Origin of the sequence: Pimelobacter simplex, from assembly GCF_024662235.1 — a bacterium.
Lineage (GTDB): Bacteria > Actinomycetota > Actinomycetes > Propionibacteriales > Nocardioidaceae > Nocardioides.
Genome location: NZ_CP096276.1, coordinates 1,188,845 through 1,213,677, shown reverse-complemented (window position 1 = coordinate 1,213,677; position 24,833 = coordinate 1,188,845). Strand labels below are relative to the sequence as shown.

Genomic DNA, 24,833 nt, shown 5'->3' with positions numbered 1-24,833 from the left:
TCCGCGTGCTCCTGCGCCGTACCCCCCTCCTGCTGGTCGCCCTGGCCCTGTCCTGCGCCCTCTCGCTCCTCGTCCTGCCCGCCCAGGCCGCCGCGCCGGCTCCGGCCAAGGCGCGCGGGTGCAAGGGACAGGTCGCGCTCACCTTCGACGACGGTCCGGCCCGCGGTACGACGCACCGGCTGATCCGGCTGCTGCGCAGCAAGCACGTGCCGGCGACGTTCTTCGTCGTCGGGCAGCGCGTCGAGGCGATGCCGGGCGCGGTGCGCGAGATCGAGCGCAACGGCTTCCTCATCGGCAACCACACCTGGGCGCACCAGGACATGCGCACGCTGTCCTACGACCAGGCGCTGCGGACCCTGCGCACCACGAACCGCGCGCTGCTGCGGGCCGGGGTGCACCCGACCCGGCTGATGCGGCCGCCGTACGGCGCGACGAACCCGACGATCCGCCGCGCGATCCGCGACGCGGGCTTCGTCCCCGTGCTGTGGACCACCGACTCGCTGGACTGGAAGAGCGGCACCTCCGACCAGATCGCCGCCCGCATCCTCGGCTCGCTGCGCCCCGGCGCCAACATCGTGCTCCAGCACGACGGCGTCAACCGCTCGCCGATCTCGGTCGGCGCGGTCGCCCAGGTCGTCCAGGGCGCGCGGCGCCGCGGCTACTGCTTCACCGCGCTCGACGAGAAGGGCCGCCCCGGCTTCCCGACCCCGACCGCCACGCTCGTGACCCGCGACGGCGTCGAGGGTGGCGCGGCCGTGGTCCGGGTCAGGCTGGACCGGCCGGCCGGGCGCGACACCGCGGTCGTCGTCGAGACCCACTCCGGTACGGCGACGGTCGGGACCGACCTGCCGCGGCTGAGCACCCGGCTCGTCGTACCGGCGGGCAAGCGGTCGGCCAAGCTCCGGATCCCGCTCGCCGCCGACGGCGTGCTCGAGCCCGCCGAGACCTTCACGGTCCGGCTGAGCTCCCCCGAGGGGCTGCGCCTGGGCACCGAGCGGTCCGCGACGGTGACCATCACCGACACGGCCGCGGCCGGGCGGGTCGTGCTGCCCGGGCCGCCGATCCTGCTGCGCCGCGGCGGGCCCTTCTGAGCCCACGGCGGCGGGCTAGCCCTCGACGAGGGTCTCGGCCGCCGTGTAGGGGTCGGTCTCGCCGGCCGCGACCGCCGCGGCCAGCGCGTCGAGCCGGTCCCCCGAGCCGACGCTCCCCCAGCGCCGGCGCAGCGCGGTGAGCGCGAGGGTCTCGACCTCGTCGCGGGCGCGACGGATCCGGCGGCGCTCCAGCTCGCCGCTCTCGCGCAGCCAGGCGGTGTGCTCCTCGAGCGCGTCGACGACGTCGACGACGCCGTCCCCGGTCGAGGCGGTGGTCTTGAGGACGGGCGGACGCCAGGCGCCGTCACGGCGCTCGGCGAGACCGAGCATCGCGCGCAGGTCGCGGCGGACCCGGTCGGCGCCCTCGCGGTCGGACTTGTTGACGACGTAGAGGTCGCCGATCTCGAGGATCCCGGCCTTGGCCGCCTGGATGCCGTCGCCCATCCCGGGCGCGAGCAGCACGATCGTGGTGTCGGCATGACCGGCCACCTCGACCTCGCTCTGCCCCACCCCGACCGTCTCGACCAGGACGACGTCGAAGCCGGCCGCGTCGAGGACGCGCAGCGCCTGCGGCGTCGTCCAGGCCAGACCGCCGAGGTGACCGCGCGCGGCCATCGAGCGGATGAAGACGCCCGGGTCGAGGACGTGGTCGCCCATCCGGATCCGGTCGCCGAGCAGCGCCCCGCCCGAGAACGGCGAGGACGGGTCGACCGCGAGGACGGCGACCCGTTGGCCGCGCCGGCGCAGCTCGCCGATCAGCGCGTTGGTCGAGGTCGACTTGCCGACCCCCGGGGAGCCGGTCAGGCCGACGATGCGGGCCTGGCCGGCGTGGGGCGCGAGCGTGCGCATGAGGTCGGGCAGCAGCGGCGACTCGTCCTCGACGAGCGAGACCAGCCGGCCCACCGAGCGCGGGTCGCCCTCGCGCGCCTTGGCCACGATGTCAGGAACGGCCGCCGCGGTGATCCCGCGACGGCCGCCCTGGGTGCTTCGGTCAGGCAAAGCCGGACGATCAGGCAGAGGGAACCCGGATGACCAGGGCGTCGCCCTGGCCGCCACCGCCGCAGAGGGCGGCCGCGCCGACGCCGCCACCGCGGCGCTTGAGCTCGAGCGCCAGGTGCAGCGTGATCCGGGCACCGGAGGCGCCGAGGGGGTGACCGATGGCGATCGCGCCGCCGTTGACGTTGACCTTGTCCTCGTCGAGGCCGAGGGCGCGGGCCGACTCGATGCCGACCGCGGCGAAGGCCTCGTTGAACTCGACCAGGTCGAGGTCCGCGGCGCTCAGGCCGGCCTTGTCGAGGGCCTTCTGGGTGGCGTTGGCCGGCTGCAGCTGGAGGCTGGAGTCGGGGCCGGCGACCTGGCCGTGGCTGACGATCTCGGCGAGGATCGGCAGGCCGAGCTCCTCGGCCTTCTTCTTGCTGGTGACGACCACGGCGGCCGCGCCGTCGGAGATCTGCGAGGCCGAGCCCGCGGTGATCGTGCCGGTCTTGGAGAACGCCGGGCGCAGGCCGGCGAGGGACTCGGCGGTGGTGTCGCCGCGCACGCCCTCGTCCTTGCTGATGACGACCGGGTCGCCCTTGCGCTGCGGGATGCTCACCGGGACGATCTCGTCGTCGAAGACGCCGTTCTTCTGGGCGGCGGCGGCGAGCTGGTGCGAGCGGGCGGAGAAGGCGTCCTGCTCCTCACGGCTCAGCGCGTTGGTGCGCTCGGCGTTGACGGCCTCGGTGAGGTTGCCCATCGCCTGCTGCGTGGCCTGGTCGTAGAGGGCGTCGTAGGCCATCGAGTCGACGAGCGTGGTGTCGCCGTACTTGAAGCCGTCGCGGCTCTTGGGGAGCAGGTGCGGGGCGTTGGTCATCGACTCGGTGCCACCGGCGACCACGATCTCGGCCTCGCCGGAGCGGATCATCTGGTCGGCCTGCGCGATGGCGTTGATGCCGGAGAGGCAGACCTTGTTGATCGTGATCGACGGGACGCTCGCGGGCAGGCCCGCGGCGAGACCGGCGGTGCGGGCCGGGTTCTGGCCGGCGCCGGCCTGGAGGACCTGGCCGACGATGAGGTAGTCGACCTGCTCGGGCGCGACGCCCGCCTTGTCCAGCGCGCCCTTGATCGCGACGCCCGCGAGGTCGGCGGCCGACAGGGTCTTGAGGCCGCCGAGCAGGCGGCCGATCGGCGTACGAGCGCCGGCGACGATGACGCTGGGGTTGTCGGACATTGCTGCCTCCGTGGAAGAAAACATCGGTGGTACCGAAACGTGAACTCCTTCGACTCTACTCGCGGGTCACCTGGGGTCGCGAGGGGTCTCAGAGGGGCATGGATGTGGCACTCGTCACCGATCGGCCGTGGTCCAGAATGGCCCGCATGAGTACTGACGGCCTGCCCCAGCACCTGTTCACCGCCATCGACCACGTCGGCATCGCGGTGCCCGACCTCGACGTGGCGATCGCGTTCTACCGCGACACCTTCGGCATGGTCGCCGTGCACGAGGAGACCAACGAGGAGCAGGGCGTGCGCGAGGCGATGGTCGCCGTCGGCGACTCCGGCTCCTGCATCCAGCTCCTCGCCCCGCTCAACGAGGAGTCGACCATCGCGAAGTTCCTCGACCGCAGCGGCCCCGGCGTGCAGCAGATGGCCTACCGGGTCGCCGACCTCGACCAGGTCTCGGCGATCCTGCGCGAGCGCGGCGTGCGCCTGCTCTACCCCGAGCCCAAGCGCGGCACCGCCAACAGCCGGATCAACTTCGTGCACCCCAAGGACGCCGGCGGCGTCCTGGTCGAGCTCGTCGAGCCGGCCGCCGACGGCGGCCACTGAGTCTGCCGCCCCGCGAAGGAGCACGTTCCGGCGCGCGAAGGAGCACGTTCCGGCGGCCGAGGGAGCGCTGATCCCCGGGTAGGCACACCTGGACCGCCGGTTTGCGCTCCTTCGCCCGCCGGAACGTGCTCCTTCGGCGGGGGGTCAGGCCCAGCCGAAGCGCAGCGGGTCACCGGGGCGCAGCTGGGCCAGCCGGTCGGTGTCGGCGTCGACGACCACACCGACCACGGGATAGCCGCCGGTGACCGGGTGGTCCGGTCCGAACACGACCGGTCCCCCGCCCGGCGGCACCTGGACCGCCCCACGCAGCGCGCCCTCGCTCGGCAGCTCGCCGCGCTCGGTGACCGGGGTCAGCGGCGCGCCGTCCAGGCGCAGGCCCACCCGGTCGCTCGCCGCGCCCACCCGCCACGTCTGGCCGACCAGGCGCTCGACGTCGACGACCCAGTCCGCGCGGGGGCCGCGGAGCAGGCGCACCGCCACCGCCCCGCCGTACGACGCCGGGGGCACCGCGTCGACGAGCAGCTCTCCCGTGCCGTCCACCCCCAGCGCCAGGCGGTCGCCGGCGGCGACGGGCGCGGGCCCGATCCCGGCCAGGGTGTCGCGCGAGCGCGACCCGAGCACCGGCGCGACCGCGATCCCGCCGCGCACCGCGAGGTAGGAGCGCAGGCCGCTGACCGGCATCCCCATCCGCAGCCGCTCGCCGGGACGCAGCGCGAGCACCGCTCCGGTCGGCTCGGCCCGCCCGGCCACCGTCAGCGGGACCGGTGCCCCGGTCACGCAGACCCAGGTCGCGGCCGTGGCCTCGACCTCGAGCCCGCCGAGCACCACCTCCAGCGCGGCCGCGCCGGGAGCGTTGCCGACCAACCGGTTCCCCAGCCCGTACGACGCCCGGTCGGCCGCCCCGCTCGCCCCCACGCCGATCGCGGCGTGTCCCGGCCGCCCGGCGTCCTGGACCAGGCAGGGTCCGCCGACCGCGTGCACGAGCAGCGCGCCGCTCACCGGCCCTCCCGTCCCTCGACCGCCTCGACCGCCTCGACCGCGACGAAGCGGACCGTGGCCCCCGCGGCGAGCAGCGCCGGCGGGTCCCGGTCGAGGTCCCACAGCACGAGGCCGGTGCGGCCGAGGAGCTGCCAGCCGCCCGGCGAGGCACGCGGGTAGACACCGCTGAACTCCCCCGCCAGCCCCACCGCGCCCGCCGGCACCCGGGTCCGCGGCTCGGGCCGGCGCGGCACCCGCAGCCGCGGGTCGCCGCCGACGAGATAGGCGAAGCCCGGCGCGAAGCCGCCGAAGGCGACCCGCCACGGCGTCCCGGTGTGCGCGGCGACCACCGCGGCCTCGTCCAGGCCGGTCAGCCGGGCGACGGCGGCGAGGTCCGGGCCGTCGTACACGACGGGGACGGTGAGCTCGGGCCCGTCGGCGACGGCCGCCGGAGCCGAGGCGGCCGCGGGGACCAGTGCGCGCAGCCGGTCGACACCGACCCCCGGGCGGGCGACCAGGAGCACCGTCCGGGCGCCGGGCACGACGTCGAGCAGGAGCCCGGCCGCGGCCGGGTCGGCGCGCAGCGCGTCGGCGCAGGCGACGACCTCGGCGGTCCCGGGCAGCTCGACCAGGAGCCCGCGGTCGCCGTAGGGCACCAGGTTCATGCGAAGGCGCCGACCGGGATCCCGGCCTCGACCAGCCCCGCCCGGACCGCGGCGGCCAGCTCGGGCGCACCCGGGGAGTCGCCGTGGACGCAGAGCGAGCGCACGCTGCCCGACCGGGCGAGCTCGACGGCCTGTCCCGCCACCGCGACCGGGTCGGTGAGCAGCGCGTGCGGCTCGGTGCGCGGCACCAGGCCGCCACCGGGCAGGTAGGCCCGGTCGGCGAAGCCCTCGCCCACCGCCTCGAGCCCGGCCGCCTCGACGGCTTCCAGGAAGGCCGAGCCGGCCAGCCCCAGGACCGGGAGCCCGCCGAAGGCGCGGACCGCCTCGACGACCGCCTCCGCCTGCGCCGGGTGCCGGCTGACCGCGTGGTAGAGCGCGCCGTGCGGCTTGAGGTAGGCGACCCGACCGCCCGCCGCGCGGGCGATCGCGTCGAGCGCGCCCAGTTGGTAGAGCACGTCGGCGGTGAGCTCCGCGGCCGGTACGTCGACGTACCGGCGCCCGAATCCGGCCAGGTCGCGGTAGCCGACCTGGGCCCCGATCGTGACCCCGGCCGAGACCGCCATCGCGCAGGTGTGGCGCAGCGTGAGCGGGTCGCCGGCGTGAAAGCCACACGCGACGTTGGCGCTGGTCAGGTGCGGCACGAGGGCGCCGTCGTCGCCGAGCTGCCAGCGGCCGAACGACTCGCCGACATCGGCGTTGAGGTCGACGACCCCCTCCTTCGTGGACAGGCCACCCGAATGCAACGTCACGGCTCTATGGTGGCCCATCGGAGCGCCGCCGAGCCCAGGACGGCGCGAGCCGCCGACGCCCGCCCGCCGGGCGGGACGCGATGAGATGAGTGTCACGAACTCACCACGCAGAGGTTACCGACGGGTATCTTCGCGGCGGCCCGTACTTGCCAGCCAGCCCCACCGGTCACGCACCGCATTCCAAGGGAGACGACGCCCGTGCAGCACATCCTCGACGCCATCCTCGCCGAAGGGACCTCCTCGGAGGACTTCGCCAACCTCGAGCTCCCGGAGTCCTACCGGGCCGTGACGGTCCACAAGGACGAGGTCGACATGTTCGAGGGCATCGACTCTCGCGACAAGGACCCCCGCAAGTCCCTCCACGTCGACCAGGTCCCGCTGCCCGAGCTCGGCCCCGGCGAGGCGTTCGTCGCGGTCATGGCCTCCGCGATCAACTACAACACCGTGTGGACCTCGATCTTCGAGCCGGTCTCCACCTTCGGCTTCCTCGAGCGCTACGGCCGCGAGTCCGACCTCGGCGCCCGGCACAACCTCGACTACCACATCGTCGGCTCCGACCTGTCCGGCGTCGTCCTCGCCGTCGGCGCGGGCGTGACCAAGTGGAAGCCGGGCGACCGCGTCGTGGCCCACTGCCTGAGCGTCGAGCTCGAGGCGCCCGACGGCCACAACGACACGATGATGGACCCCTCGCAGCGCATCTGGGGCTTCGAGACCAACTTCGGCGGCCTCGCCGACGTGGCGATGGTCAAGGCCAACCAGCTCATGCCCAAGCCCGAGCACCTCACCTGGGAGGAGGCCGCCTCCCCCGGCCTGGTCAACTGCACGGCGTACCGCCAGCTGGTCTCGTCCAACGGCGGCAACATGAAGCAGGGCGACAACGTCCTCATCTGGGGTGCCTCCGGCGGCCTCGGCGGCTTCGCCACGCAGTACGCCCTCAACGGCGGCGCGAACCCGATCTGCGTGGTCTCCAACGAGGAGAAGGCCCAGATCGTGCGCAACATGGGCGCCGAGATGGTGATCAACCGCTCCGAGCTCGCCCCGAAGTTCTGGAACGAGGAGGGCACCCAGCAGAACCCGAAGGAATGGCAGCGCTTCGGCAAGGCCATCCGCGAGCTCACCGGCGGCGAGGACATCGACATCGTCTTCGAGCACCCGGGCCGCGAGACCTTCGGTGCCTCGGTCTACGTCACCCGCAAGGGCGGCACCATCACCACCTGCGCGTCGACCTCGGGCTACATGCACGAGTACGACAACCGCTACCTGTGGATGAACCTCAAGAAGATCATCTCCAGCCACTTCGCCAACTACCGCGAGTCGTGGGAGGCCAACCGCCTCATCGCGCAGGGCAAGATCCACCCGACCCTGTCGCGCACCTACACGCTCGAGCAGACCGGCCAGGCCGCGCTCGACGTGCACCACAACAAGCACCAGGGCAAGGTCGGCGTCCTGTGCCTCTCGCCTGAGGAGGGCCTCGGCGTGCGCAAGGCCGAGCTCCGCGAGCAGCACCTCGACAAGATCAACCTGTTCCGCGGGATCTGATCCCCCCGGTACGACGAGCGGGCCGAGCGCACCACGCGCTCGGCCCGCTCGGCTTTTCGCGCCCAGGGGCGCGCCGCCGTCCCGCCCGGCGAGGCGGGGTGGGAAACCCTTCCCCTATCGGGGATCATGGGTGCGGTCCCACCCCAGTCCACCCCCCGAAACACCGACGCGAGAGCCAGGGAGGCTCAGTTCCATGAGCGACGAGGGTCTGTCCATCTTCGACGACGAGCCCACCCCGACCGAGGAGCCCAAGAACGTGACGACGAAGGCCGACGACGAGCCGACGCAGGTGATCCCCGCCGTGAAGACCGCCGAGACCCCGGTCGCGCGCCCCCAGGCGCAGGCCCCGGCCCAGCCCGGTCGCCCCGCGCCCGCCGCCCGGCCCCAGGCGCAGGCACCCGCCCAGCCGCCGGCATCCGGTGCTCCGGGCGGCGGTGCCCGCCCGGTCGGCTTCACCGCGCCCGGCGGTGCGGCCGGCGGTCTGCCGATCGTGCGCAAGGGCGGCTACGACCGCGACGCGGTCGACACCCAGATCCGCCAGCTCGCCAGCGAGAAGGCGACCCTCGGCGCGAGCCTGACCGAGTCCGAGCAGAAGGTCATCGACCTCGACCGCGAGGTCGCCCGGCTCAAGGCCGAGCTCGCCGAGATGGACAACCCGTCGTACGCCGGTCTCGGCGGGCGCGCCAGCGCGATGCTGCGCCTGGCCGAGGAGGAGGCCTCCGAGATCCGGGTGACGGCCGAGAACGACGCCGTCGAGGTCCGCGACCAGGCCGCCCGCGACGCCAAGGCGATCCGCGCCGACGCCGCCCGCGAGGCCGACGACATGCGCGCCGTCCAGCTGCGCGAGCTCGAGGAGAACCGCACCCGCCTGCTCGCCGACGCCGAGCAGGAGCGGGCCCTGGCCAAGAGCGAGGCCGAGGACACCCTCGCCGCCGCGCGCCGCGAGGCCGACCAGCTCCGGCTGGCCTCGCAGCAGGAGGCCTCCGAGCAGCGCAGCCAGGCCCAGCGCGAGGTCGAGCAGGCCCGCGCGGCCGTCGACCGCGAGGTCCAGGAGGCCCGCCGCGCGCTGGCGATGGAGAAGGAGCGGCTGGCCCGCGAGGCCACCGACCACCACAACACCGCCGTCGCCGAGACCCGCCGCCTGGTCGAGGAGGCCGAGCAGCGCGCCAACGCCGCCGAGGCCCGCGCGGCCGAGGCCAGCAAGCAGGCCACCGCCAACCGCAGCGCGGCGCAGGCCGAGGCCGAGGGCCTGCTGACCCGCGCCCGCCGCGAGGCCGAGCAGATCATCGTCTCGGCCCGTACCCAGGCCGAGGCCGTCTCGGCCAGCGGCGACGCCGAGCTCGAGCGCGAGATCGCGACCCGCAAGGCCGAACTCGACCGCCTCACCAAGCGCCGGGCGGCCATCACCGCCCAGCTGTCCTCGCTCGCCGACCTGGTCGCCGGCTTCGGCGAGGACGACAGTTGAGCACACCCGCATCCCCGTCCGCGGCCGACGCCGCGGACGGGGTGCAGGAGCACGGCGGCATCGACCCGGCCGCACCGGTCGACGGTGACCTCGCGCCCTACGGCACGCCCGGACGGCCCTTCGACCGGCGCTCGCCGTTCTTCTACGGCTTCGTCGGCGGCCTCGGCGCGCTGACGGCGTTCCTGCTCTTCAAGTCCCTGACCGCCATCAGCTCGGTGCTGATGCTGGTCGTGGTGGCGTTCTTCCTCGCCGCGGGCCTCAACCCCGCCGTCGAGGCCCTGGAGCGCCGCGGCCTGCGGCGCTCCTTCGCGGTCACCGTCGTCCTGGTCATCGCCTTCGTCGCGCTCGGCCTGTTCCTGGTCGCGATCGTCCCGGTGATCACCGACCAGGTCACCGCGATCACCAAGAACGCGCCGGCCTGGCTCGACGAGCTGCAGCGCAACAAGCAGATCCAGGACCTCAACCGCGAGTACGACGTCATCGACAAGGCCAAGGCCTTCATCGAGGACGGCGACTTCCTCTCCAGCCTCTTCGGCGGCGTCCTCGGCGTGGGCCTCAAGGTCATCTCGGCGCTGTTCAACCTGTTCGTGATCATCGTCCTGACGCTCTACTTCCTGGCCTCGCTCAAGACGACGACCGGCGCGATCTACAAGCTCGCCCCGGCCTCGCGCCGCGAGCGGGTCTCCAAGCTCGGCGACAAGGTGATCGCCAACATCGGCGGCTACGTCTCCGGCGCCTTCCTCGTCGCGCTCTGCGCCGGCATGTCCTCGCTGGTGTTCCTCTGGTTCACCGACATCCGCGAGTACGCCGTCGCCCTGGCCTTCGTCGTGGCCCTGCTCGACGTCATCCCGATGATCGGCGCCACCATCGGCGCGGTGATCGTCTCGGCGATCGCCTTCGCGACCGACATCAAGACCGGCATCGCCTGCGTGATCTTCTACGTCGTCTACCAGCAGGTCGAGAACTACGTCATCTACCCGCGGGTGATGAGCAAGTCCGTCGACCTGCCGGGCGCGGTCATCGTCATCGCCGCACTCGTCGGCGCCGGCCTCCTCGGCGTCGTCGGCGCGCTGCTCGCGATCCCGGTCGCGGCGGCGGTGCTGCTCATCCTGCGCGAGGTCGTGGTCAAGCAGCAGGACCTGCGCTAGCTCACCCCTGCGGGCCGATCAGCGTGCTGAGCGTGGCGTGGGCGACAGGAGTCGCCCACGCCCCGCGCGCTCGTACCGTGAGCCGGTGGACGTCCGCGTCACCGGCGTCGCCGACGTCCACCGTGGCGCAGGCGAGGTCGACGCGCACCGTGCGCCGGGCGTCGCGCAGCTCCACGACCTCCCCCGGCTCGGCCCGGCAGCGCCGGCCGGCCGGGACCTCCGCGGCCGCCCGGGCCGCCGTCACCGTCTCCGCCATGACCGCCGGATCTACCTTCTCGGCGAAGCCGAGCACCAGCTCCCCGCCGTCGGTACGCCGGTAGCCGCACACCTCGGTCCACGCGGGCGGCGCTCCCCCGGGCCGGCACAGCTCGGCAGGGCGGGCCGAGGCGAGGATCCGGCGCCGCAGGCCGGCATCGGCACTGCCCACGGTCAGCGTGGTCCCCTCCGTCGCGATCGTCTGCTGGACCAGCCCGCCCTCGTACCGCACGACACCGGGGCGCACCGCCGCGCCCAGCCACACGAACGGCGTGGTCGACGTCAGCTCGCGCGAGCCCGGGATCCACGGGTAGAAGGCACACACGTCGGAGAGCAGCACCGGACGCCCCACCCAGCCGGTCGCGCCGTCGTCGGGGCCCATCACCGCGGGCGGGCAGACCCCGCGCTCTCCGCCGCCGAGGCGCATCGGCGCACCGCCGTAGGTCCAGTCGGCCGGGACGTCGACGCTGAGCCCGGCCCACGTCTCGGTGCGCCAGCCGTCCGCCGGCGCCGCCGGCGCCGTGGGGGCCGCCGCCGGCTCAGCCGGCCGCCGGGGCTCCTCGGCGCGGCACGCCGCTGTCGTCGCGACCAGGAGCAGCATCGCCGGCAACCACCTCATGCTCCGACGACGGCGCCGGGAGCGGATCGGTTCCCACGGCGATGCTGACCGCGCTGACGCTGCGCTCGCCGAGCTTGACCCCGACCACACCGGCCACGATGAGCGCGCCACCGGCAAGCTGGACCAGACCGGGCAGCTGGTCGAGCAGCAGCCACGCCCACACGACGGCGAGCACGACCTCGCTCAGCGCCACGAACGACGCGAGCCGCGAGCCGAGGCGCCGGCTGGCCTCGATGCCGGTCGTGTAGGCGAGCGCGGCGGTGACCAGGCCGAGGACCACGATCGGCACCCAGGGGGCCGCCGAGATCCCGGCGTAGGTGACGTGGCTCGAACCGGCCGCCATCGGCATCAGCCCGACCAGGCCGAGCACGCCGAGCAGCAGGCCGCCCACGACCAGGCCGCCGGTGGCGAGCGCGAGCGGCGGCAGGCCGCTGCGGTCGTCGGCCGAGATCACGAAGTACGTCGCCGCGCCGACCATCGCCGCCAGGGCCCAGGCCGCGCCGCGCAGGTCGAAGTCCGCGCCGGAGAACAGGTCGAGCACGAGCAGCAGCCCGAGCGCCGCGACGACGGCACCGAGGACGGTCAGCCGGCCCGGGCGCTGGCCGTGCGCGAGCCACATCCACACCACGACCGCCGCGGGGGCGGTGTACTCGATGAGCAGGGCCGGGCCGACCTCGAGGGTGCGGACCGCGGAGAAGTAGCAGTACTGCGCGCCGGCGACCGCCAGGCCGCCGTACAGCAGGACGGTGGGGGCCGAGCGCCGCAGGAGGTGCCAGCGCCCGCGCAGCGCGACGATGCCGAACGGCAGCACCGCGAGCGCGCCGATGACGATCCGGAGCAGCACCACGCTGCCGGCGGTCCAGCCGTCGTCGAGCAGCGGGCGCGCCAGCGCGCCGGACAGACCGAACGACGCGGCCGAGGCCAGGGCGAACCCGAAGCCCGCGCCGACACCCGCCCCACCGTCACGAGTCAACGTCCTCATGACCCATGACACTAAGCCCGGATGCGGTAACCTGTCAAAGTGGTTTTCGCCCATGACACCTCGCTCGCGCTCCAAGCCGCGGTCGCGCTCGTCAACTCCCGCCTCGAGCCGGTCTCGCTGACCACGCCCGACGAGCTGGAGGCCTTCTTCTCCGACCACGGCTACACCGGTCGCCACGACGGCGACGAGGCCGAGCTCGCCGCCGTCCACGCCGTCGTCCCGCGGCTGCGCACGCTGCTGACCGCCGACCGCGACGACGCCGTCGACACCGTCAACGCGATGCTGCGCGAGGCGTCCGCGCTCCCCCAGCTGCGCCGCCACGACGGCTACGACTGGCACCTCCACGCCGTCGACCCCGAGCGCCCGCTGGCCGAGCGGATCACCGTCGAGACCGCGATGGCCATGATCGACGTGATCCGGGCCGACGAGATGTCGCGGCTCGCGATCTGCGCCGACGACGGCTGCGAGGGGATCGTCCTCGACCTGTCCCGCAACCGCTCCAAGCGCTTCTGCTCGGTCGCCTGCGGCAACCGCAATGCCGTTGCGGCCTACCGCGCCCGCCAGGCCAACGACGGGTGAGCACCGCGTGACGAGTCGCCCCCGGGGCTAGCGGAGCGACCCCGCCCCGGGTCAGGATCGCGGGCATGACACGCATGCTCGGGATGCGACGTCGCGCTCTGCACGCCGTCCTCCTCTCCCTCCTGGCCACCTCCCTGCTCCTCGTCGGTCCGCGCCCCGACCCCGCCGGGGCCGCCGCCGCGGCACCGCTGACGGTCGCCCAGGCGATCGGCACCCAGAACGGCTCGACCGCCACCGTCCGCGGGTACGTCGTGGGCCAGCCCACCGCGACCTCGACCGTGGTCCGCAGCGGGTTCCCCAACGACTACGCGCTCGCGCTCGCCGACTCCCCCGGCACCACCGCGACCGGCTCGATGCTCTACGTGCAGGTCCCGGCGGCGTTCCGCGCGTCGTACGGGCTGAGGTCGAACCCGTCCCTGCTCGGCAAGCAGCTCGACGTGACCGGCACGCTCGGGGCCTACTTCTCGCACCCGGGGCTCACCGGCGGCACCGCCTTCACGACGGTCACCGGCGGCGGCACCGACCCCGGTACGCCGAGCGACCCCGGTATCCCGCCCGGCTACTACGACGCCGCCGCCGGCAAGACCGGCGCCGCCCTGGCCACCGCGCTGCACGGGATCATCGACGGCAACCGGACCCTGACCTACGCCCAGGTCTGGGACGCGCTCAAGGTCACCGACCAGGACCCGGCCAACAGCAGCAACGTGATCGAGTTCTACTCCGGCCGCTCGGTCCCGAAGTCCAGCAACGGCGGCAGCACCGGCAACTGGAACCGCGAGCACACCTGGCCCCAGAGCCACGGCAACTTCGGTACGACGGCCGGCCCGGGCACCGACCTGCACCACCTGCGCCCCGAGGACGTCACCGTCAACTCCACCCGCGGCAACAAGGACTTCGACAACGGCGGCTCCCCCGTCGCCCAGTGCTCCGGCTGCTTCACCGACGCCGACTCGTTCGAGCCGCGCGACGCGGTCAAGGGCGACGTCGCCCGCGGACTGATGTACATGGCGGTGCGCTACGAGGGCGGCGACGGATTCGCCGACCTCGAGCTCAACAACACGACCAACGGCACCACGCCGTACCTGGGCAAGATCTCGGTGCTGCTCGCGTGGAGCGCCGCGGACCCGGTCTCGAACGCCGAGCGGGCGCGCAACGACCTCGTCTACGACGACTACCAGGGCAACCGGAACCCGTTCATCGACCACCCGGAGTACGCCGAGCAGATCTGGTGACGGGCCGTCCTAGTCCCCCAGGAACCGCTTGAGGACCTCGAGGAAGAGCTCAGGACGCTCGGAGTGCAGCCAGTGCCCGGTGTCCTTGAGGGTCACCTTGCGGTTGCGGGGGAACCAGCGGTCCATCGCGGCGTCGTACTCCGGCCGGACGTAGTCGGAGCGCCCGCCCGCCAGCCAGAGCACCGGCCCGTCGTACGGCGGCACGGTGGCGAGGCGGTGGGCGGGCCACGCGCTGATGACCGGGAGGTCCCGGTCGAGGACGTCGAGGTTGACCTGCCAGCTCCATCCGGCCGGCGCGGCGGCGTCGCGGCGCAGGTTCTGGAGCAGGAACGAGCGCACCGTCGGGTCCGGCACGGCGGGCGCGAGCAGCCGCTCGGCGTCCGCTCGCTGCACCACCTGGGTCAGGTCGAGGTCGCGCATCGCGGAGATGTAGCCCGGGAACTCCCGGCTCGCCTCGTAGTCGACCGGCGAGATGTCCGCGACCACCAGCCGCGCGACCCGCTCGGGATGCAGCAGCGCCAGCACCATCGCGACCTTGCCGCCGAGCGAGTGCCCGACGAGCGTCACCGGCTCGTCGTCGGGCAGCGTCGCGACGACCTGCTCGGCGACCTCGGCGAAGTCGAAGCGCGCCGGCCACGGCGAGCGGCCGTGGTGGGGCAGGTCGATCAGCAGCACCCGGTGCCGCTCGGCGAGCTGCTTGGCGATGCCGGTCCAGTTCTTGCCCTGGCCGAAGAGACCGTGCAGAAAGACCACACGGCTCCCGGTCGTGCCGAGAGCCGTGTGGTGAAGCGTCACGCCGCCATTGTGTCAGGCGTAGTCGTGGAAGCCCTTCTTGGTCTTGCGGCCGAGCTCGCCCGCGTCGACCTTGGCGACCAGCGTCGCGGCCGGCGCGAAGCCCGGCTCGCCGAACTCGCCGTGCAGCTCCTTCTGGATGGCCAGCGAGACGTCGTTGCCGACCACGTCGAGCAGCTCGAACGGGCCCATCGGGAAGGCGGCGGTCTCCTTGATGGCGGCGTCGATGGTCGCCATCTCCTCGCCCGACTCGAGCAGCTTGACCGCGTCGTTGAGGTAGGGGAACAGCAGCAGGTTGACGATGAAGCCCGCGCGGTCGCCGGCGGAGACGCCGACCTTGGCCACGTTGGCGGTCAGCGCGCGCACGGTCTCGTCGACGTCGGCGGAGGTGTCGGCGGTGGTGATGATCTCGACGAGCTTCATGACCGGGGCCGGGTTGAAGAAGTGCATGCCGATGACGTCCTGCGGGCGGCTCGTGGCCTCGCCCAGCTTGGTGATCGGCAGGGACGACGTCGTGGTCGCCAGGATCGCGCCCGGCTTGGCGATCCGGTCGAGGTCGCGGAACAGCTCGAGCTTGATCTCGAGGTCCTCGGCGATCGCCTCGACGACGATGTCGACGCCGCCGAGCGCCTCACGCTCGGTCGAGCCGGTCAGCCGGCCCAGCAGCGCGTCCTTGTCGCCCTCGGTGCTCTTGCCCTTGGCGATGGCGCGGTCGAGGTTCTTGGTGATGTAGCCCAGGACGCCGTCGAGCTTGTCCTGGCTGCGGCCGACGTAGATCACGTCGTAGCCGGCCTGGGCGAAGACCTGGACGATGCCCGAGGCCATCGTGCCGGTGCCCACGACACCCACGGCCTTGATCTCGTGCTTGAACTCCGGCGCCGCGCCGCCACCGGCCGCCGCGGCCTCGTCGGCGAACGTGCGGTTCTCGGCGACGAGCTTGTCGAGCAGGCCCGCCGGCTCGTGCAGGTGGTCGCCGGTCTCGGCGTACCGGGCGGCCAGCAGGTCGCGGACCTGGGCGGCACCGATCTCGTCGACGACCGTCAGCGGACCCTTCGGGTAGCCGCAGCCGAAGCGCATGGCGGCGTCGATGTCGGCCACGGAGGCGTACCCCGACTCGTAGGTGCGCACCGCATGGTTGAGGTACGGCAGCACCAGCGTGTTGAAGATCTGCTCGCTCGAAGTCATGGGCCGGATTCTGACACTCACCGAGGGCCGTGACTACCCGTCGGTAACCAAGGATCCGCGATCGAGACGGACATCACAGAGACCCAGTCCCGCGGTCACGGTACGGCGATCCGCACCACCTTCGAGCGCGACCGCTGCCCGCGCACCAACGTCACCGCCGAGCGCGGTACGCCGATCTCCTTGGCCAGCCACCGCACCAGCTCGTCGTTGGCCCGCCCGTCCACCGGCGGCGACGCCAACCGCACCTTGAGCTCGTCTCCCCCGGGCCCGGCCGGCCCCACCGCACCGGTGCGGGAGGCGCCCGGCTGGACGCGGACCGCGAGCAACCAGGTCGTCGTACTGCCGGGCTCGGGGCGCCACCAGGGACGGTCCGGCTCGATCTCCACGGGCCTGAGGGTATGTTGCTGGCTCGTGAGACTCGTCGTGGCGCGTTGCCAGGTGGACTATGCAGGCCGATTGACCGCACACCTCCCCATGGCCACCCGGGTGCTGATGATCAAGGCCGACGGCTCGGTCCTCGTCCACTCCGACGGCGGCTCGTACAAGCCCCTCAACTGGATGTCGCCGCCCTGCACCGTCCGCGAGGGCAGCACCGACGAGGGCCAGGTCGAGTGGACCGTGACGGCCAAGGCCGCGAAGGGCGCCACCCCCGACACCCTGCGGATCCTCATCGAGGAGATCCACCACGACTCCCAGCACGACCTCGGCATCGACCCGGGCCTGCAGAAGGACGGCGTCGAGAAGCACCTCCAGGAGCTCCTCGCCGAGCACCCCGCCACCCTCGCCCCCGGCCTGACGCTGGTACGCCGCGAGTTCCCCACCGCCATCGGCCCGGTCGACCTGATGTGCCGCGACGACGCGGGCCTCAGCGTCGCGGTCGAGATCAAGCGGCGCGGCGAGATCGACGGGGTCGAGCAGCTCACCCGCTACCTCGAGCTCCTCAACCGCGACCCGCTGCTCACCACCAAGGGCGCCGTACGCGGGGTGTTCGCGGCCCAGGAGATCAAGCCGCAGGCGCGCGTGCTGGCCGAGGACCGCGGGATCGCGTGCGCGGTCGTGGACTACGACGCGCTGCGCGGGATCGACAACGCCGAGGACCGGCTGTTCTAGCCGACCACGTGGTCGCCGGTCGACTCGTAGCCGATCACCCGCTCGAACGACGCGCCCGTGAGGTCGGCTCCCTCGAACCTGGCACCGGTGAGGTCCGTGCGCCCGTTGTCGGCACCTGTGTTGACGTACGTGAAGCGAACGCCTGCCAAGTCGGCGTCACGGAGGTCAGCACCGCTCAGGTCGCACCCGGCCAACCACGCCCCCGCGAGGTTCGCGCCGCGAAGGTCGGCCCCTCTGAAGGTGCACATCTTGAAGGACGCCCGAAGGGTCGCGAGCCGCAGGTCCGCCCGGCTGAAGTCCACGCGGTCGTAGATCCCTGCCGCGACGACAGACGTCAGCTCTGCGTCCACGAACGACTGCCTGCTCACCCGCGGATACGGGAGCGCCGCCCAGCGAGCTCGGGCCGAGTTGGTCACTCGTCGATCATGGCAGAGGTCGTCGGCCGCCGAGGACCGGCTGATCTGGGCCCACCCCGCGCGTAGGTCCGTCAGTCGACGGCGCCGCGGTGCAAGGATGGGCGGCGATGGCCACGATCTTCCACCTCGCCCTCGCCTCGGAGTGGGCCGCGGCGCAGCAGTCCGGGGCGTACACGACCTCGACGCTGGGCCGCACGCTCGCCGAGGAGGGGTTCATCCACGCCAGCCGTGCGGACCAGTGGACGGGGGTGCGCGACCGGTTCTACGCCGGCGTGACCGAGCCGTTGGTGCTGCTGCACATCGACACCGACCTGCTCGACGTACCGGTGGTCGAGGAGGCGCCCGCGCCGGGCGTGAGCGAGACCTTCCCGCACATCTACGGGCGGCTCCCGGTGACGGCGGTGGTCAAGGCCCTCCCCGTCCCCGGTACGACGCCCAGCGCGCCCGCACCAGCGCCCGCACCGGCCGCCGCACCAGCAGCGGCCCGGCCCGCGCCGGAGCAGCCCCAGGAGAGCTTCTCCCGCGTCTACTTCCGCGAGATGTTCTTCAACGTCGCCATCGCCAGCCTCGCCATCGCCGCGAGCGCGCTCGGCCTCGTGCTGGGCCTCGCGATCGGGGGTGACCAGGCGCCCGGGATCGGGGGGCTGGTCGGGCTGGCGGCCGGGATCGCGACGGCGGTGGTGCTGTACCGCCGCCGTCACGCCCGGCCGGAGCGACCTCAGGCCTGACCGGCGACCGGGGGCGCGGTGGGGTCGGTGTCGGCGCCGCCCTGCTCGCGCGCGACCCAGTCCTCGATGGCGTTGATGTCGTCCTTGCTGCGGGTGACCACGGCGAGCAGGTCGTTCATGGTGGCGACCTCCTCGACCTGCTCCTTGATGAACCACTGCATGAACTGCTCGGAGGCGAAGTCGTTCTCCTCGCGGGCGGTGCGCAGCAGGGCGTTGATCTGCTCGGTGACGTTCTTCTCCTGGGCCAGCGCGAGCTGGACCGGGGCGACGATGTCGTCGAACGAGGAGACCGGGGCGTCGACGCCCGGGATCTCGACCGGAGCGTCGGTGTCGAGCAGGTACTGGACCATCATCAAGGCGTGCTGGCGCTCCTCGAGGGCCTGGCCGTAGAAGAACCCGGCCAGCTGCGGCATCGTCAGCCCGTCGTAGTACACCGCGCAGGCGAGGTACTGGTTGTGGGCGGCGAACTCGTTGCCGATCTGAGCGTTGAGGAGGTCGGTGAAGCGCGGGGCAGCCATGGCGCCAGCCTAGGGGATCCGCACTCGTACGACGGCCAGCCGGAGCCCCGCGACGCCGTGATCGCCGGCATAGGCGAGGGCGTAGCGCTGCGTGCCGTGCGGCTGCTTGCGCAGCACGATCTCGGCGGCGCCGTTGCGCAGCGTCCAGGTGCCGCGCACCGCCGTGCCGCCGCGGCGGACCGTCACCACCCCCGTCGGTACGACGCCCGGCGCGGTGAGCGCGACCCGCAGGCGCACGGTGCGCTTGCGGACGGTCGCGCCGACCCTGCCGGTCGCGACGGCCCGGGCGACGGGCGCCGTCGCGGTGGACGCGCTGGTGACGTCGTCCCAGCCTGCCCGCGCCCCCGTCTCCCGTACGACGACCCGGTGCCCGGCGTCCGCCGCCGTCAGCCGGTAGGTCGTCCCCGTCGCCCCCGCGATCGGTACGCCGTCGCGCAGCCACTGCCGGGACAGGCCGGTCGCGGCGGGCGCGTAGGTGCCGGGCGTCGAGGTGAGGGTCGCGCCGACGCGGGCCGTCCCGGCGATGCGGGGCGCACCGGACACGGTGAGCGCGCCGGTGACGGGTCCGGTGGCGGCGCTCTCCTGGGTGCGCGTCGTGTAGCCGGTGGCGCTGTAGGTGAGCCGTGCGCGCAGGGCGCTCCCGACGTCGTCGGGGCCGGGCCGGTAGGTCGCGCCCTGGCCGACCACGGTGCCGCCGCGCAGCCAGGTGACGGCGATCGTGTCGGGCCGCGGCGTGATCACCGGCACCCGCACCGAGAGCAGGTCGCCGAGACGAGACTCCCCCGTCACCTCCGGGACGCCGGTGACGAGCAGCTCGCCGGCCACGACGACCGGCGTCGCCTCGGAGGCCTGCATCGTGTCGTCCCAGTCCGCCTTCTGCCCGACCGCGACGGCCCGGATCCGGGCGCCGGCGTCCTGGGGCCGCAGCACGTACGACGGGCCGGTGGCGACCAGGACGCCGTCGCGCTCCCAGCGGTAGGTGACCGTGTCCGGCTGCGGCGCGAACTCGCCGCCGGAGGCGACGAGCTGGAAGCCGACCTTCGCGGTCCCGGTGACGGTCGGCGGCGCGACGCGGGTCAGCGAGCCGTTCACCACCGTGTAGCGGAACACCCGCTGCGCGCTGTTGCCGACGGCGTCGGTCGCCTGGATCACGATCTCGTGCGGCCCGGCGGTCGCGGTCGGCAGCACCCCGCCCGACGGGATCGAACCGACGCAGGACGCGGTCGCGGTCCGCAGGTCCTCGCAGCCGTAGGAGAACGTGTAGCCGAACCCGCGGTTGACCCGCGCCCCCTCGGGCACCACCGTCGAGATGCTCACCACCGGCGCCGTCCGGTCGACGTTGATCCGCAGCTGCCGGGTCGCGGTGTTGCCGTCGTTGTCGGTGGCGACCACCTCGATCAGCGTGGAGCCCTCCTGGGTCACCGTGACCGTCGCGGGCACGCCCGTCGAGGACCCGCTGCCGGTCTGCGCGCCGGAGAGCGTCCAGTCCCAGCCGGCCACGCCGGTGCCGCCGACGTTGTCCTCGACGGAGATCCGGACCGGCACGTCGCCGCCGTACCAGTTCGCCCAGGGCGCGGGCGGCACCGCGAAGCTGATCGTCGGCGGCTTGACGTCTGGTCCGGGGTCGCCGCCGCCGGTCGCCGACGCCGGGCCGGTGACCGTGCCCGTCCCGACGAGGGCCGAGGCCAGCACGAGCGCGCCGAGCACGCGCGAGCGGGCGCTCATCGGGCCACCCGCTCGATGCCCGCGTGGCGCCCGAAGGTCAGCCACGGCCCGAGGACGACGAGCAGCAGCGAGCCGATCGCCGGCAGACCCGGGATGCCCGTAGCGAGCGATCCGGCCAGGAAGACGCCGGCCACCACCCCCACGGTGGTGCCCAGGAACCGGCTCACGAGCGCCTCGCGCCAGGCCATCCAGGCCAGCGCCACGCAGGCGATCGTCACGCCCAGCCAGGCGACGTACGGCGAGAAGTCGGTGAGCATGAAGTAGACGAACGTCCCGCGCTCGTCGAAGGTCGCGTGCTCGGGTCCCGCTTCGAGGTAGCGGCTCAGCGCGCCCTTCCAGCCGTAGGCCAGCGAGAGCCCGGCCGCCGACGCGACGAGGCCGGCGTGGACGATCGAGGCACCGGCCGAGCCCGGGAAGCGGTGCTCGACGTTGCGCCGCCACAGCCCGGCCAGCACGATCAGCGCCGCGACGGCGAGGTAGCCGCACACGAGCGCGAGGTGGAAGGGGCCGGTGGAGAGCCGATCGACCAGCTCGGGCGTGACCGCCTCGGTGCCGCCGACGTCGGGGCGCTCGTCGATGAGGGCGCTGGCGGCGAAGCCGAGGGCGCCGGCGGCGGTGGCCCACATCGGCCACCACCCGCGCCGGGTGGGTCGTTCGATGGGCAGGGTGCTCGCCCCGTGCTCCTGGGGACGTGTCGTCATGGTGTCGTCCTTCTGCTGCGCGGCGTACGCCGCCCGGTCGCGCTCGCGACCGGCGGCACCGACGCTGCCGGTCCCGGCAGGGGCCCGGACAGGGACGACGGTCCTCAGCTCACGGGATCCGGCGAGCCCATGCCCGCCTCCCGCGCCCGGACGATGAGCGCGCTGCGGTCGGAGGCGTGCAGCTTGGCGAGGATGCCCGAGACGTAGTTGCGGATCGTCTTGTTGCTCAGCACCAGCCGGCGCGCGATGGTCGCGTTGTCGTAGCCGCGCGCGACCAGGTCGAGCACCTCGCTCTCCCGGTCGGTCAGCTCGGGGAACGGCGAGGAGACCGAGCGGGCCTGGGTCCCGCTGACCAGCGCGATCGCGCGGCTCGCGACATCGGCGCCGAAGAGCACCTCGCCGCGCGCGACGGCGCGGACCGCGCGCTCGACGTCCTCGTGGTCGGCGCCCTTGAGGACGTAGCCGCGAGCCCCGGCCCGGATCGAGGCGAACAGCGAGTCGTCGTCGCCGAGCATGGTGACGACGAGGACCGCGACCCCCGGCTGGTCGGCGGTGATCGCGCGCGTCGCCTCGACGCCCGAGCCGGCGCCGAGGTCGAGGTCCATCACGACGACGTCCGGGCGCTCGCGGGCGACCACGGCGACCGCCTCGTCCTCCGTGCTCGCCCGGCCCACGACCGTCAGCCCGTCCAGGGACTCCAGCGCCGCCGCCAGGCCCAGCTGGAAGATCGGGTGGTCGTCGACGATGACGATGCGGATGTCGGTCACGGGATCCTCACCTCGATGGTCGTGCCGGGGCCGTCCCCGGCGAGGGCGAGCGCGCCGCCCAGCTCCTCGGCCCGCTCGCGCATCGACGCGATCCCGACCCCGGGCCGCGCGGCCGGGTCGAGCCCGGCGCCGTCGTCGCTGACCCGGACGACGGTGGGACCGGTGCCGCGCACCTCGACCAGGCACCGGGTGGCGTCCGCGTGCCGGCGCACGTTGAGCAGCGCCTCGGAGACGATGAGGTAGACCGCGACCTGGGTCCGCGGCGCGAGCCGGTCGACGTCGCGCAGGTCGGTGTCGATGGCGAGGCCGTGCCCGCCGATGCGCTCGACGAGCGTGCCGACGGCCCCGACGAGGTCGCCGTCGTCGAGCGCGGGCGGCAGCAGCGCGCGGGCCATGGTCCGCATGTCCTCGGTACGACGGACCAGCTCGGTGCGCAGCCGTCCGATGAGCTCGGAGCGGGCGGCCCGCTGGTCGTCGCCCATCTGCTCGACCGCGGTGAGCCCCAGGCCGACCCCGGCCAGGCTCGGCCCCAGGCTGTCGTGCAGCTCGCGGCGCAGCAGCCGGCGCTCCTCGTGGCGGACCTCGACCAGGCGCGAGCGGGCCCGGTCGAGCGCCGCGTTGACCTGGGCCACCTCAAGCGTGATCGCGACCAGGCCGGTCAGCCCCTCGGCCAGACGCCGGGTGCGCTCGTCGAGCCGGGTCCCCGGGCGCGGGCCGATCCGGAGCTCGCCGCGGCGCCGGTCCCCGACCTGGAGCGGCAGCACCAGCAGCCCCTCACGCGCCTCGTCCGGCGCAGCGCCGACCCGCGCGTCGGGTCCGTCGGGTCCGGCCAGCGCCGGGTCCGAGACGATGGCGACGTGCCCGAGGCGCAGACTCGACGCCAGCGCCTCGGCGAGCGCCTGCAGGCTCTCGCCCGGCGTGCGCGGCACGGCGCCGTCCTCGGCGAAGGTGCGCAGCACGGCGGCCGGGTCGGGCGCCTGGCCGTAGACGAGCCGGTCGACCTCGCGCTGCACCCCGCGTCGTACGGGCTGGACGGCGAGGGCGAGCAGGCCCACGGAGAGATAGCCGCCGAAGCGGTCGTCGGAGGGCATCAGCCGGCCCCACAACCACACGACGGCGCTGTAGGCGACCACGACCAGCGCGGTCAGCATCGCCCACACGGTCGCCCGCGAGACCGCGACGTCCAGGCCCCACATCCGCCCGCGCAGGACGACGGTCAGCGCGGCGACCGGGATCATCAGCTGGGAGCCGAGGAAGAGGAACAGCGCCGCCTCCAGCACGTCGGTGAACCCGACGGCGTCGACCGGCGTGAGCCGCAGCCCGACGAAGGCGACCGCCAGCAGGCCCAGGCCGACCGCGACCCAGGCGGAGGCGGTCCGCTCGGCCCGGTCCCCCGCGAGCGCGCGCCGGACCAGCGAGGCCAGGGCGGCCGCGGCGAGCACCACGGTGACGACCAGCAGCGCGCGTCCGACGCCGGTCAGCACCCGGTCGGTCGCAGCCCCCACCGCCCACGGGTGCGGCGGCGCGTCGGGCTGCTGGTGCAGGAGCCGGATGAGCGTGGTCCCCACGGCGACGACCCCACCGACGACGACCGGCAGCAGCGGCGGGCGCCCGGCCCGCAGCGCCCACGGCAGCACCAGCGCGGCGGCGTACGCGCCCGGCACCCAGACCCAGTACGGCGCGTGCGCGAGCACCGCGTGCACCGCCGGCGAGCCGACGCCCGCGACCGCGAGCTGGCCGGTCACCAGGGCCAGGGTGAAGCCGAGCGCGACGAGCGCGAAGATCCAGCCGACGACGTGCTGGCGCCGGCTGAGCACGAGCGCCGCGACGACACCGTTGACGAGCGCCACCACGCCTTCGAGCACGTAGACGAGGTCGTCGATCGCGAACGGCTCACCGCGCCCGACCGGGCGCAGCACGAGGCCGACGAGCGAGCCCAGGATCGCCGCCCACGACAGCAGCAGACCGGCGGTGGCCACCGGACCCCACAGGCGCCGGCGCGGTCTCATGCGCCGAGTATGGAGCAGCGGGCGCCCGCCCGGACAGGGACGCGAGTCCCGGGTGACCGGGTCGGGTCAGGCGGCCTTCTGCAGGCTCTTCTTGGTGACCTTCTTGCCGTCGGCGCGGACCAGCACGCGCTTCTTGACGGTGTAGCCCTCGGGGAGGGTGCCCTCCTTGAGCATGCGGATGGGGCAGCGACCGCAGCGTGACTTCGACACGCAGCACTTCGTCTTGGGGAGCTTGCGCACCTTCCCCTTCGACTTCTTCTTGTCCTTGCCCACGAGCAGCAGGGTAGGCGACTGAGGGTAGGCAGACCTAATCAACGTGACGTGGGTCACCAGGGACGCGCGTCACGCCCGGCAGCCCTCGTACGGGCGGCGCTAGGGTGCGGGCGTGATCGAGATCTGGCTCAACCCCGCCTGCTCCAAGTGCCGCACCGCCGAGAGCGAGCTCAAGGCGGCCGGCGCCGACTACACCGTGCGCCGCTACCTCGACGAGCCGCCGACGGTCGCGGAGCTCGAGGACGTGCTGGGCCGGCTCGGGCTCGAGCCGTGGGACATCGCGCGCACCGCCGACGCCCGCAAGCTGGGGGTCGTACTGCCTGCCAAGGACAGCGCCGAGCGCGGGGCCTGGCTGGCGCTGATGGCGGAGCACCCGAAGCTCATCCAGCGCCCGATCCTCACCGCCTCCGACGGTACGACGGTCGTCGGCCGCGACCCCGCGTCGTTGGCGCAGGTGATCGCGGCCGATGGCATGTAACTACGTGTTACGTCGCGTTATCCA

Annotated in this window: 27 protein-coding genes; 10 read left to right on the top strand and 17 right to left on the bottom strand. The window is 73.6% G+C overall.

The window, feature by feature from the left end:
* Positions 1-5 precede the first annotated feature (5 nt).
* Positions 6-1,091: a polysaccharide deacetylase family protein gene (locus M0M48_RS05820; protein WP_257750417.1), complete on the top strand. Its 1,086-nt coding sequence runs from the start codon at positions 6-8 to the stop codon at positions 1,089-1,091.
* A 15-nt stretch (positions 1,092-1,106) separates the two neighbouring features.
* Here M0M48_RS05820 and meaB read toward each other — a convergent pair whose 3' ends face one another.
* Together meaB and M0M48_RS05810 are read right to left on the bottom strand one after the other, a co-directional pair.
* Positions 1,107-2,090 carry a methylmalonyl Co-A mutase-associated GTPase MeaB gene (meaB, locus tag M0M48_RS05815; RefSeq protein WP_257750416.1) on the bottom strand — a complete coding sequence of 328 codons (984 nt, stop codon included), beginning with the start codon at positions 2,088-2,090 and terminating at the stop codon, positions 1,107-1,109.
* 10 nt (positions 2,091-2,100) lie between these two features.
* On the bottom strand, positions 2,101-3,300 hold the full coding sequence (locus M0M48_RS05810; RefSeq protein ID WP_215815279.1) for an acetyl-CoA C-acetyltransferase: 1,200 nt from the start codon (positions 3,298-3,300) through the stop codon (positions 2,101-2,103).
* A gap of 137 nt (positions 3,301-3,437) precedes the next feature.
* On the opposite strand from M0M48_RS05810, the gene mce reads away from it, so the two are divergent.
* On the top strand, positions 3,438-3,896 hold the full coding sequence (gene mce / locus M0M48_RS05805; protein WP_374197010.1) for a methylmalonyl-CoA epimerase: 459 nt from the start codon (positions 3,438-3,440) through the stop codon (positions 3,894-3,896).
* A gap of 144 nt (positions 3,897-4,040) precedes the next feature.
* On the opposite strand, the gene M0M48_RS05800 is transcribed toward mce, so the two are convergent.
* Genes M0M48_RS05800 through M0M48_RS05790 form a run of 3 tightly spaced genes read right to left on the bottom strand, consistent with a single transcriptional unit; the run spans position 4,041 to position 6,288 of the window.
* Positions 4,041-4,895 (bottom strand): 5-oxoprolinase subunit C family protein, encoded by an 855-nt coding sequence (locus M0M48_RS05800; RefSeq protein ID WP_257750415.1) that lies wholly within the window; start codon positions 4,893-4,895, stop codon positions 4,041-4,043.
* Positions 4,892-5,539, bottom strand: coding sequence for a 5-oxoprolinase subunit B family protein (locus M0M48_RS05795; RefSeq protein WP_257750414.1), 648 nt, complete (start codon positions 5,537-5,539; stop codon positions 4,892-4,894). The genes M0M48_RS05800 and M0M48_RS05795 overlap by 4 nt, the downstream gene beginning before the upstream one ends.
* Positions 5,536-6,288, bottom strand: a complete 753-nt coding sequence (locus M0M48_RS05790) for a LamB/YcsF family protein (RefSeq protein ID WP_257750413.1) — start codon at positions 6,286-6,288, stop codon at positions 5,536-5,538. The genes M0M48_RS05795 and M0M48_RS05790 overlap by 4 nt, the downstream gene beginning before the upstream one ends.
* 198 nt (positions 6,289-6,486) lie before the next feature.
* On the opposite strand from M0M48_RS05790, the gene ccrA reads away from it, so the two are divergent.
* The 3 genes from ccrA to M0M48_RS05775 all read left to right on the top strand — a co-directional run bounded on the left by ccrA (position 6,487) and on the right by M0M48_RS05775 (position 10,440).
* On the top strand, positions 6,487-7,827 hold the full coding sequence (gene ccrA / locus M0M48_RS05785) for a crotonyl-CoA carboxylase/reductase (RefSeq protein WP_215815283.1): 1,341 nt from the start codon (positions 6,487-6,489) through the stop codon (positions 7,825-7,827).
* 193 nt (positions 7,828-8,020) lie between these two features.
* Positions 8,021-9,292 (top strand): hypothetical protein, encoded by a 1,272-nt coding sequence (locus tag M0M48_RS05780; protein ID WP_257750412.1) that lies wholly within the window; start codon positions 8,021-8,023, stop codon positions 9,290-9,292.
* On the top strand, positions 9,289-10,440 hold the full coding sequence (locus tag M0M48_RS05775; protein WP_215815285.1) for an AI-2E family transporter: 1,152 nt from the start codon (positions 9,289-9,291) through the stop codon (positions 10,438-10,440). Before M0M48_RS05780 ends, M0M48_RS05775 begins: the two co-directional genes overlap by 4 nt.
* Position 10,441: 1 nt before the next feature.
* On the opposite strand, the gene M0M48_RS05770 is transcribed toward M0M48_RS05775, so the two are convergent.
* Together M0M48_RS05770 and M0M48_RS05765 are read right to left on the bottom strand one after the other, a co-directional pair.
* The gene (locus tag M0M48_RS05770) at positions 10,442-11,296 is read right to left on the bottom strand and encodes a hypothetical protein (RefSeq protein WP_257750411.1); all 855 of its coding nucleotides are present in this window, start codon (positions 11,294-11,296) and stop codon (positions 10,442-10,444) included.
* The gene (locus tag M0M48_RS05765; protein ID WP_257750410.1) at positions 11,235-12,296 is read right to left on the bottom strand and encodes an EamA family transporter; all 1,062 of its coding nucleotides are present in this window, start codon (positions 12,294-12,296) and stop codon (positions 11,235-11,237) included. Before M0M48_RS05765 ends, M0M48_RS05770 begins: the two co-directional genes overlap by 62 nt.
* Positions 12,297-12,335: 39 nt before the next feature.
* Here M0M48_RS05765 and M0M48_RS05760 point away from each other — a divergent pair, with 39 nt between their 5' ends.
* On the top strand, positions 12,336-12,875 hold the full coding sequence (locus tag M0M48_RS05760; RefSeq protein ID WP_215815287.1) for a CGNR zinc finger domain-containing protein: 540 nt from the start codon (positions 12,336-12,338) through the stop codon (positions 12,873-12,875).
* A 65-nt stretch (positions 12,876-12,940) separates the two neighbouring features.
* Complete coding sequence (locus M0M48_RS05755; protein WP_257750409.1) at positions 12,941-14,107, top strand: endonuclease; 1,167 nt, start codon at positions 12,941-12,943, stop codon at positions 14,105-14,107.
* A gap of 9 nt (positions 14,108-14,116) precedes the next feature.
* On the opposite strand, the gene M0M48_RS05750 is transcribed toward M0M48_RS05755, so the two are convergent.
* From M0M48_RS05750 to M0M48_RS05740, 3 genes are all read right to left on the bottom strand, one after another.
* A complete protein-coding gene (locus M0M48_RS05750) occupies positions 14,117-14,902 on the bottom strand; it encodes an alpha/beta fold hydrolase (protein ID WP_215815288.1) in 786 nt (261 codons plus the stop codon).
* 12 nt (positions 14,903-14,914) lie between these two features.
* The gene (locus tag M0M48_RS05745) at positions 14,915-16,084 is read right to left on the bottom strand and encodes a 3-hydroxyacyl-CoA dehydrogenase NAD-binding domain-containing protein (RefSeq protein ID WP_257750408.1); all 1,170 of its coding nucleotides are present in this window, start codon (positions 16,082-16,084) and stop codon (positions 14,915-14,917) included.
* Between the two features lie 95 nt (positions 16,085-16,179).
* A complete protein-coding gene (locus tag M0M48_RS05740) occupies positions 16,180-16,470 on the bottom strand; it encodes a DUF167 domain-containing protein (protein ID WP_215815290.1) in 291 nt (96 codons plus the stop codon).
* Between the two features lie 25 nt (positions 16,471-16,495).
* On the opposite strand from M0M48_RS05740, the gene nucS reads away from it, so the two are divergent.
* On the top strand, positions 16,496-17,194 hold the full coding sequence (nucS, locus tag M0M48_RS05735; protein WP_215815291.1) for an endonuclease NucS: 699 nt from the start codon (positions 16,496-16,498) through the stop codon (positions 17,192-17,194).
* Here nucS and M0M48_RS05730 read toward each other — a convergent pair.
* Positions 17,191-17,562, bottom strand: coding sequence for a pentapeptide repeat-containing protein (locus M0M48_RS05730; RefSeq protein ID WP_257750407.1), 372 nt, complete (start codon positions 17,560-17,562; stop codon positions 17,191-17,193). The two genes, nucS and M0M48_RS05730, sit on opposite strands and share 4 nt — an antisense overlap.
* A gap of 155 nt (positions 17,563-17,717) precedes the next feature.
* Between M0M48_RS05730 and M0M48_RS05725 the strand changes: the two genes are divergently transcribed.
* Entirely contained in the window at positions 17,718-18,338 is a 621-nt protein-coding gene (locus M0M48_RS05725; RefSeq protein WP_257750406.1) for a DUF952 domain-containing protein, read from the top strand.
* Here M0M48_RS05725 and M0M48_RS05720 read toward each other — a convergent pair.
* The 6 genes from M0M48_RS05720 to M0M48_RS05695 all read right to left on the bottom strand — a co-directional run bounded on the left by M0M48_RS05720 (position 18,329) and on the right by M0M48_RS05695 (position 24,331).
* Entirely contained in the window at positions 18,329-18,856 is a 528-nt protein-coding gene (locus tag M0M48_RS05720; protein ID WP_257750405.1) for a ferritin, read from the bottom strand. The two genes, M0M48_RS05725 and M0M48_RS05720, sit on opposite strands and share 10 nt — an antisense overlap.
* Before the next feature lie 9 nt (positions 18,857-18,865).
* Positions 18,866-20,581: a hypothetical protein gene (locus M0M48_RS05715; protein ID WP_257750404.1), complete on the bottom strand. Its 1,716-nt coding sequence runs from the start codon at positions 20,579-20,581 to the stop codon at positions 18,866-18,868.
* Entirely contained in the window at positions 20,578-21,282 is a 705-nt protein-coding gene (locus M0M48_RS05710; RefSeq protein WP_257750403.1) for a hypothetical protein, read from the bottom strand. Before M0M48_RS05710 ends, M0M48_RS05715 begins: the two co-directional genes overlap by 4 nt.
* A 104-nt stretch (positions 21,283-21,386) precedes the next feature.
* Positions 21,387-22,049 (bottom strand): response regulator transcription factor, encoded by a 663-nt coding sequence (locus M0M48_RS05705; protein ID WP_215815296.1) that lies wholly within the window; start codon positions 22,047-22,049, stop codon positions 21,387-21,389.
* Entirely contained in the window at positions 22,046-24,058 is a 2,013-nt protein-coding gene (locus M0M48_RS05700; protein WP_257750402.1) for a sensor histidine kinase, read from the bottom strand. Before M0M48_RS05700 ends, M0M48_RS05705 begins: the two co-directional genes overlap by 4 nt.
* Positions 24,059-24,124: 66 nt before the next feature.
* Positions 24,125-24,331: a hypothetical protein gene (locus M0M48_RS05695; protein WP_215815676.1), complete on the bottom strand. Its 207-nt coding sequence runs from the start codon at positions 24,329-24,331 to the stop codon at positions 24,125-24,127.
* 112 nt (positions 24,332-24,443) lie between these two features.
* Here M0M48_RS05695 and M0M48_RS05690 point away from each other — a divergent pair, with 112 nt between their 5' ends.
* A complete protein-coding gene (locus M0M48_RS05690) occupies positions 24,444-24,809 on the top strand; it encodes an ArsC/Spx/MgsR family protein (protein ID WP_257750401.1) in 366 nt (121 codons plus the stop codon).
* The last annotated feature ends 24 nt before the right edge of the window (positions 24,810-24,833 follow it).

Excerpts from the sequence above, each read along its gene's own strand:
- M0M48_RS05720 (WP_257750405.1), bottom strand. The coding sequence starts at position 18,856 with ATGGCTGCCCCGCGCTTCACCGACCTCCTCAACGCTCAGATCGGCAAC.
- M0M48_RS05715 (WP_257750404.1), bottom strand. The coding sequence starts at position 20,581 with ATGAGCGCCCGCTCGCGCGTGCTCGGCGCGCTCGTGCTGGCCTCGGCC.
- M0M48_RS05755 (WP_257750409.1), top strand. The coding sequence starts at position 12,941 with ATGACACGCATGCTCGGGATGCGACGTCGCGCTCTGCACGCCGTCCTC.
- M0M48_RS05810 (WP_215815279.1), bottom strand. The coding sequence starts at position 3,300 with ATGTCCGACAACCCCAGCGTCATCGTCGCCGGCGCTCGTACGCCGATC.
- M0M48_RS05700 (WP_257750402.1), bottom strand. The coding sequence starts at position 24,058 with ATGAGACCGCGCCGGCGCCTGTGGGGTCCGGTGGCCACCGCCGGTCTG.
- mce (WP_374197010.1), top strand. The coding sequence starts at position 3,438 with ATGGCCCGCATGAGTACTGACGGCCTGCCCCAGCACCTGTTCACCGCC.
- M0M48_RS05725 (WP_257750406.1), top strand. The coding sequence starts at position 17,718 with ATGGCCACGATCTTCCACCTCGCCCTCGCCTCGGAGTGGGCCGCGGCG.
- M0M48_RS05745 (WP_257750408.1), bottom strand. The coding sequence starts at position 16,084 with ATGACTTCGAGCGAGCAGATCTTCAACACGCTGGTGCTGCCGTACCTC.
- M0M48_RS05795 (WP_257750414.1), bottom strand. The coding sequence starts at position 5,539 with ATGAACCTGGTGCCCTACGGCGACCGCGGGCTCCTGGTCGAGCTGCCC.
- M0M48_RS05710 (WP_257750403.1), bottom strand. The coding sequence starts at position 21,282 with ATGACGACACGTCCCCAGGAGCACGGGGCGAGCACCCTGCCCATCGAA.
- M0M48_RS05770 (WP_257750411.1), bottom strand. The coding sequence starts at position 11,296 with ATGCTGCTCCTGGTCGCGACGACAGCGGCGTGCCGCGCCGAGGAGCCC.
- M0M48_RS05765 (WP_257750410.1), bottom strand. The coding sequence starts at position 12,296 with ATGAGGACGTTGACTCGTGACGGTGGGGCGGGTGTCGGCGCGGGCTTC.
- M0M48_RS05780 (WP_257750412.1), top strand. The coding sequence starts at position 8,021 with ATGAGCGACGAGGGTCTGTCCATCTTCGACGACGAGCCCACCCCGACC.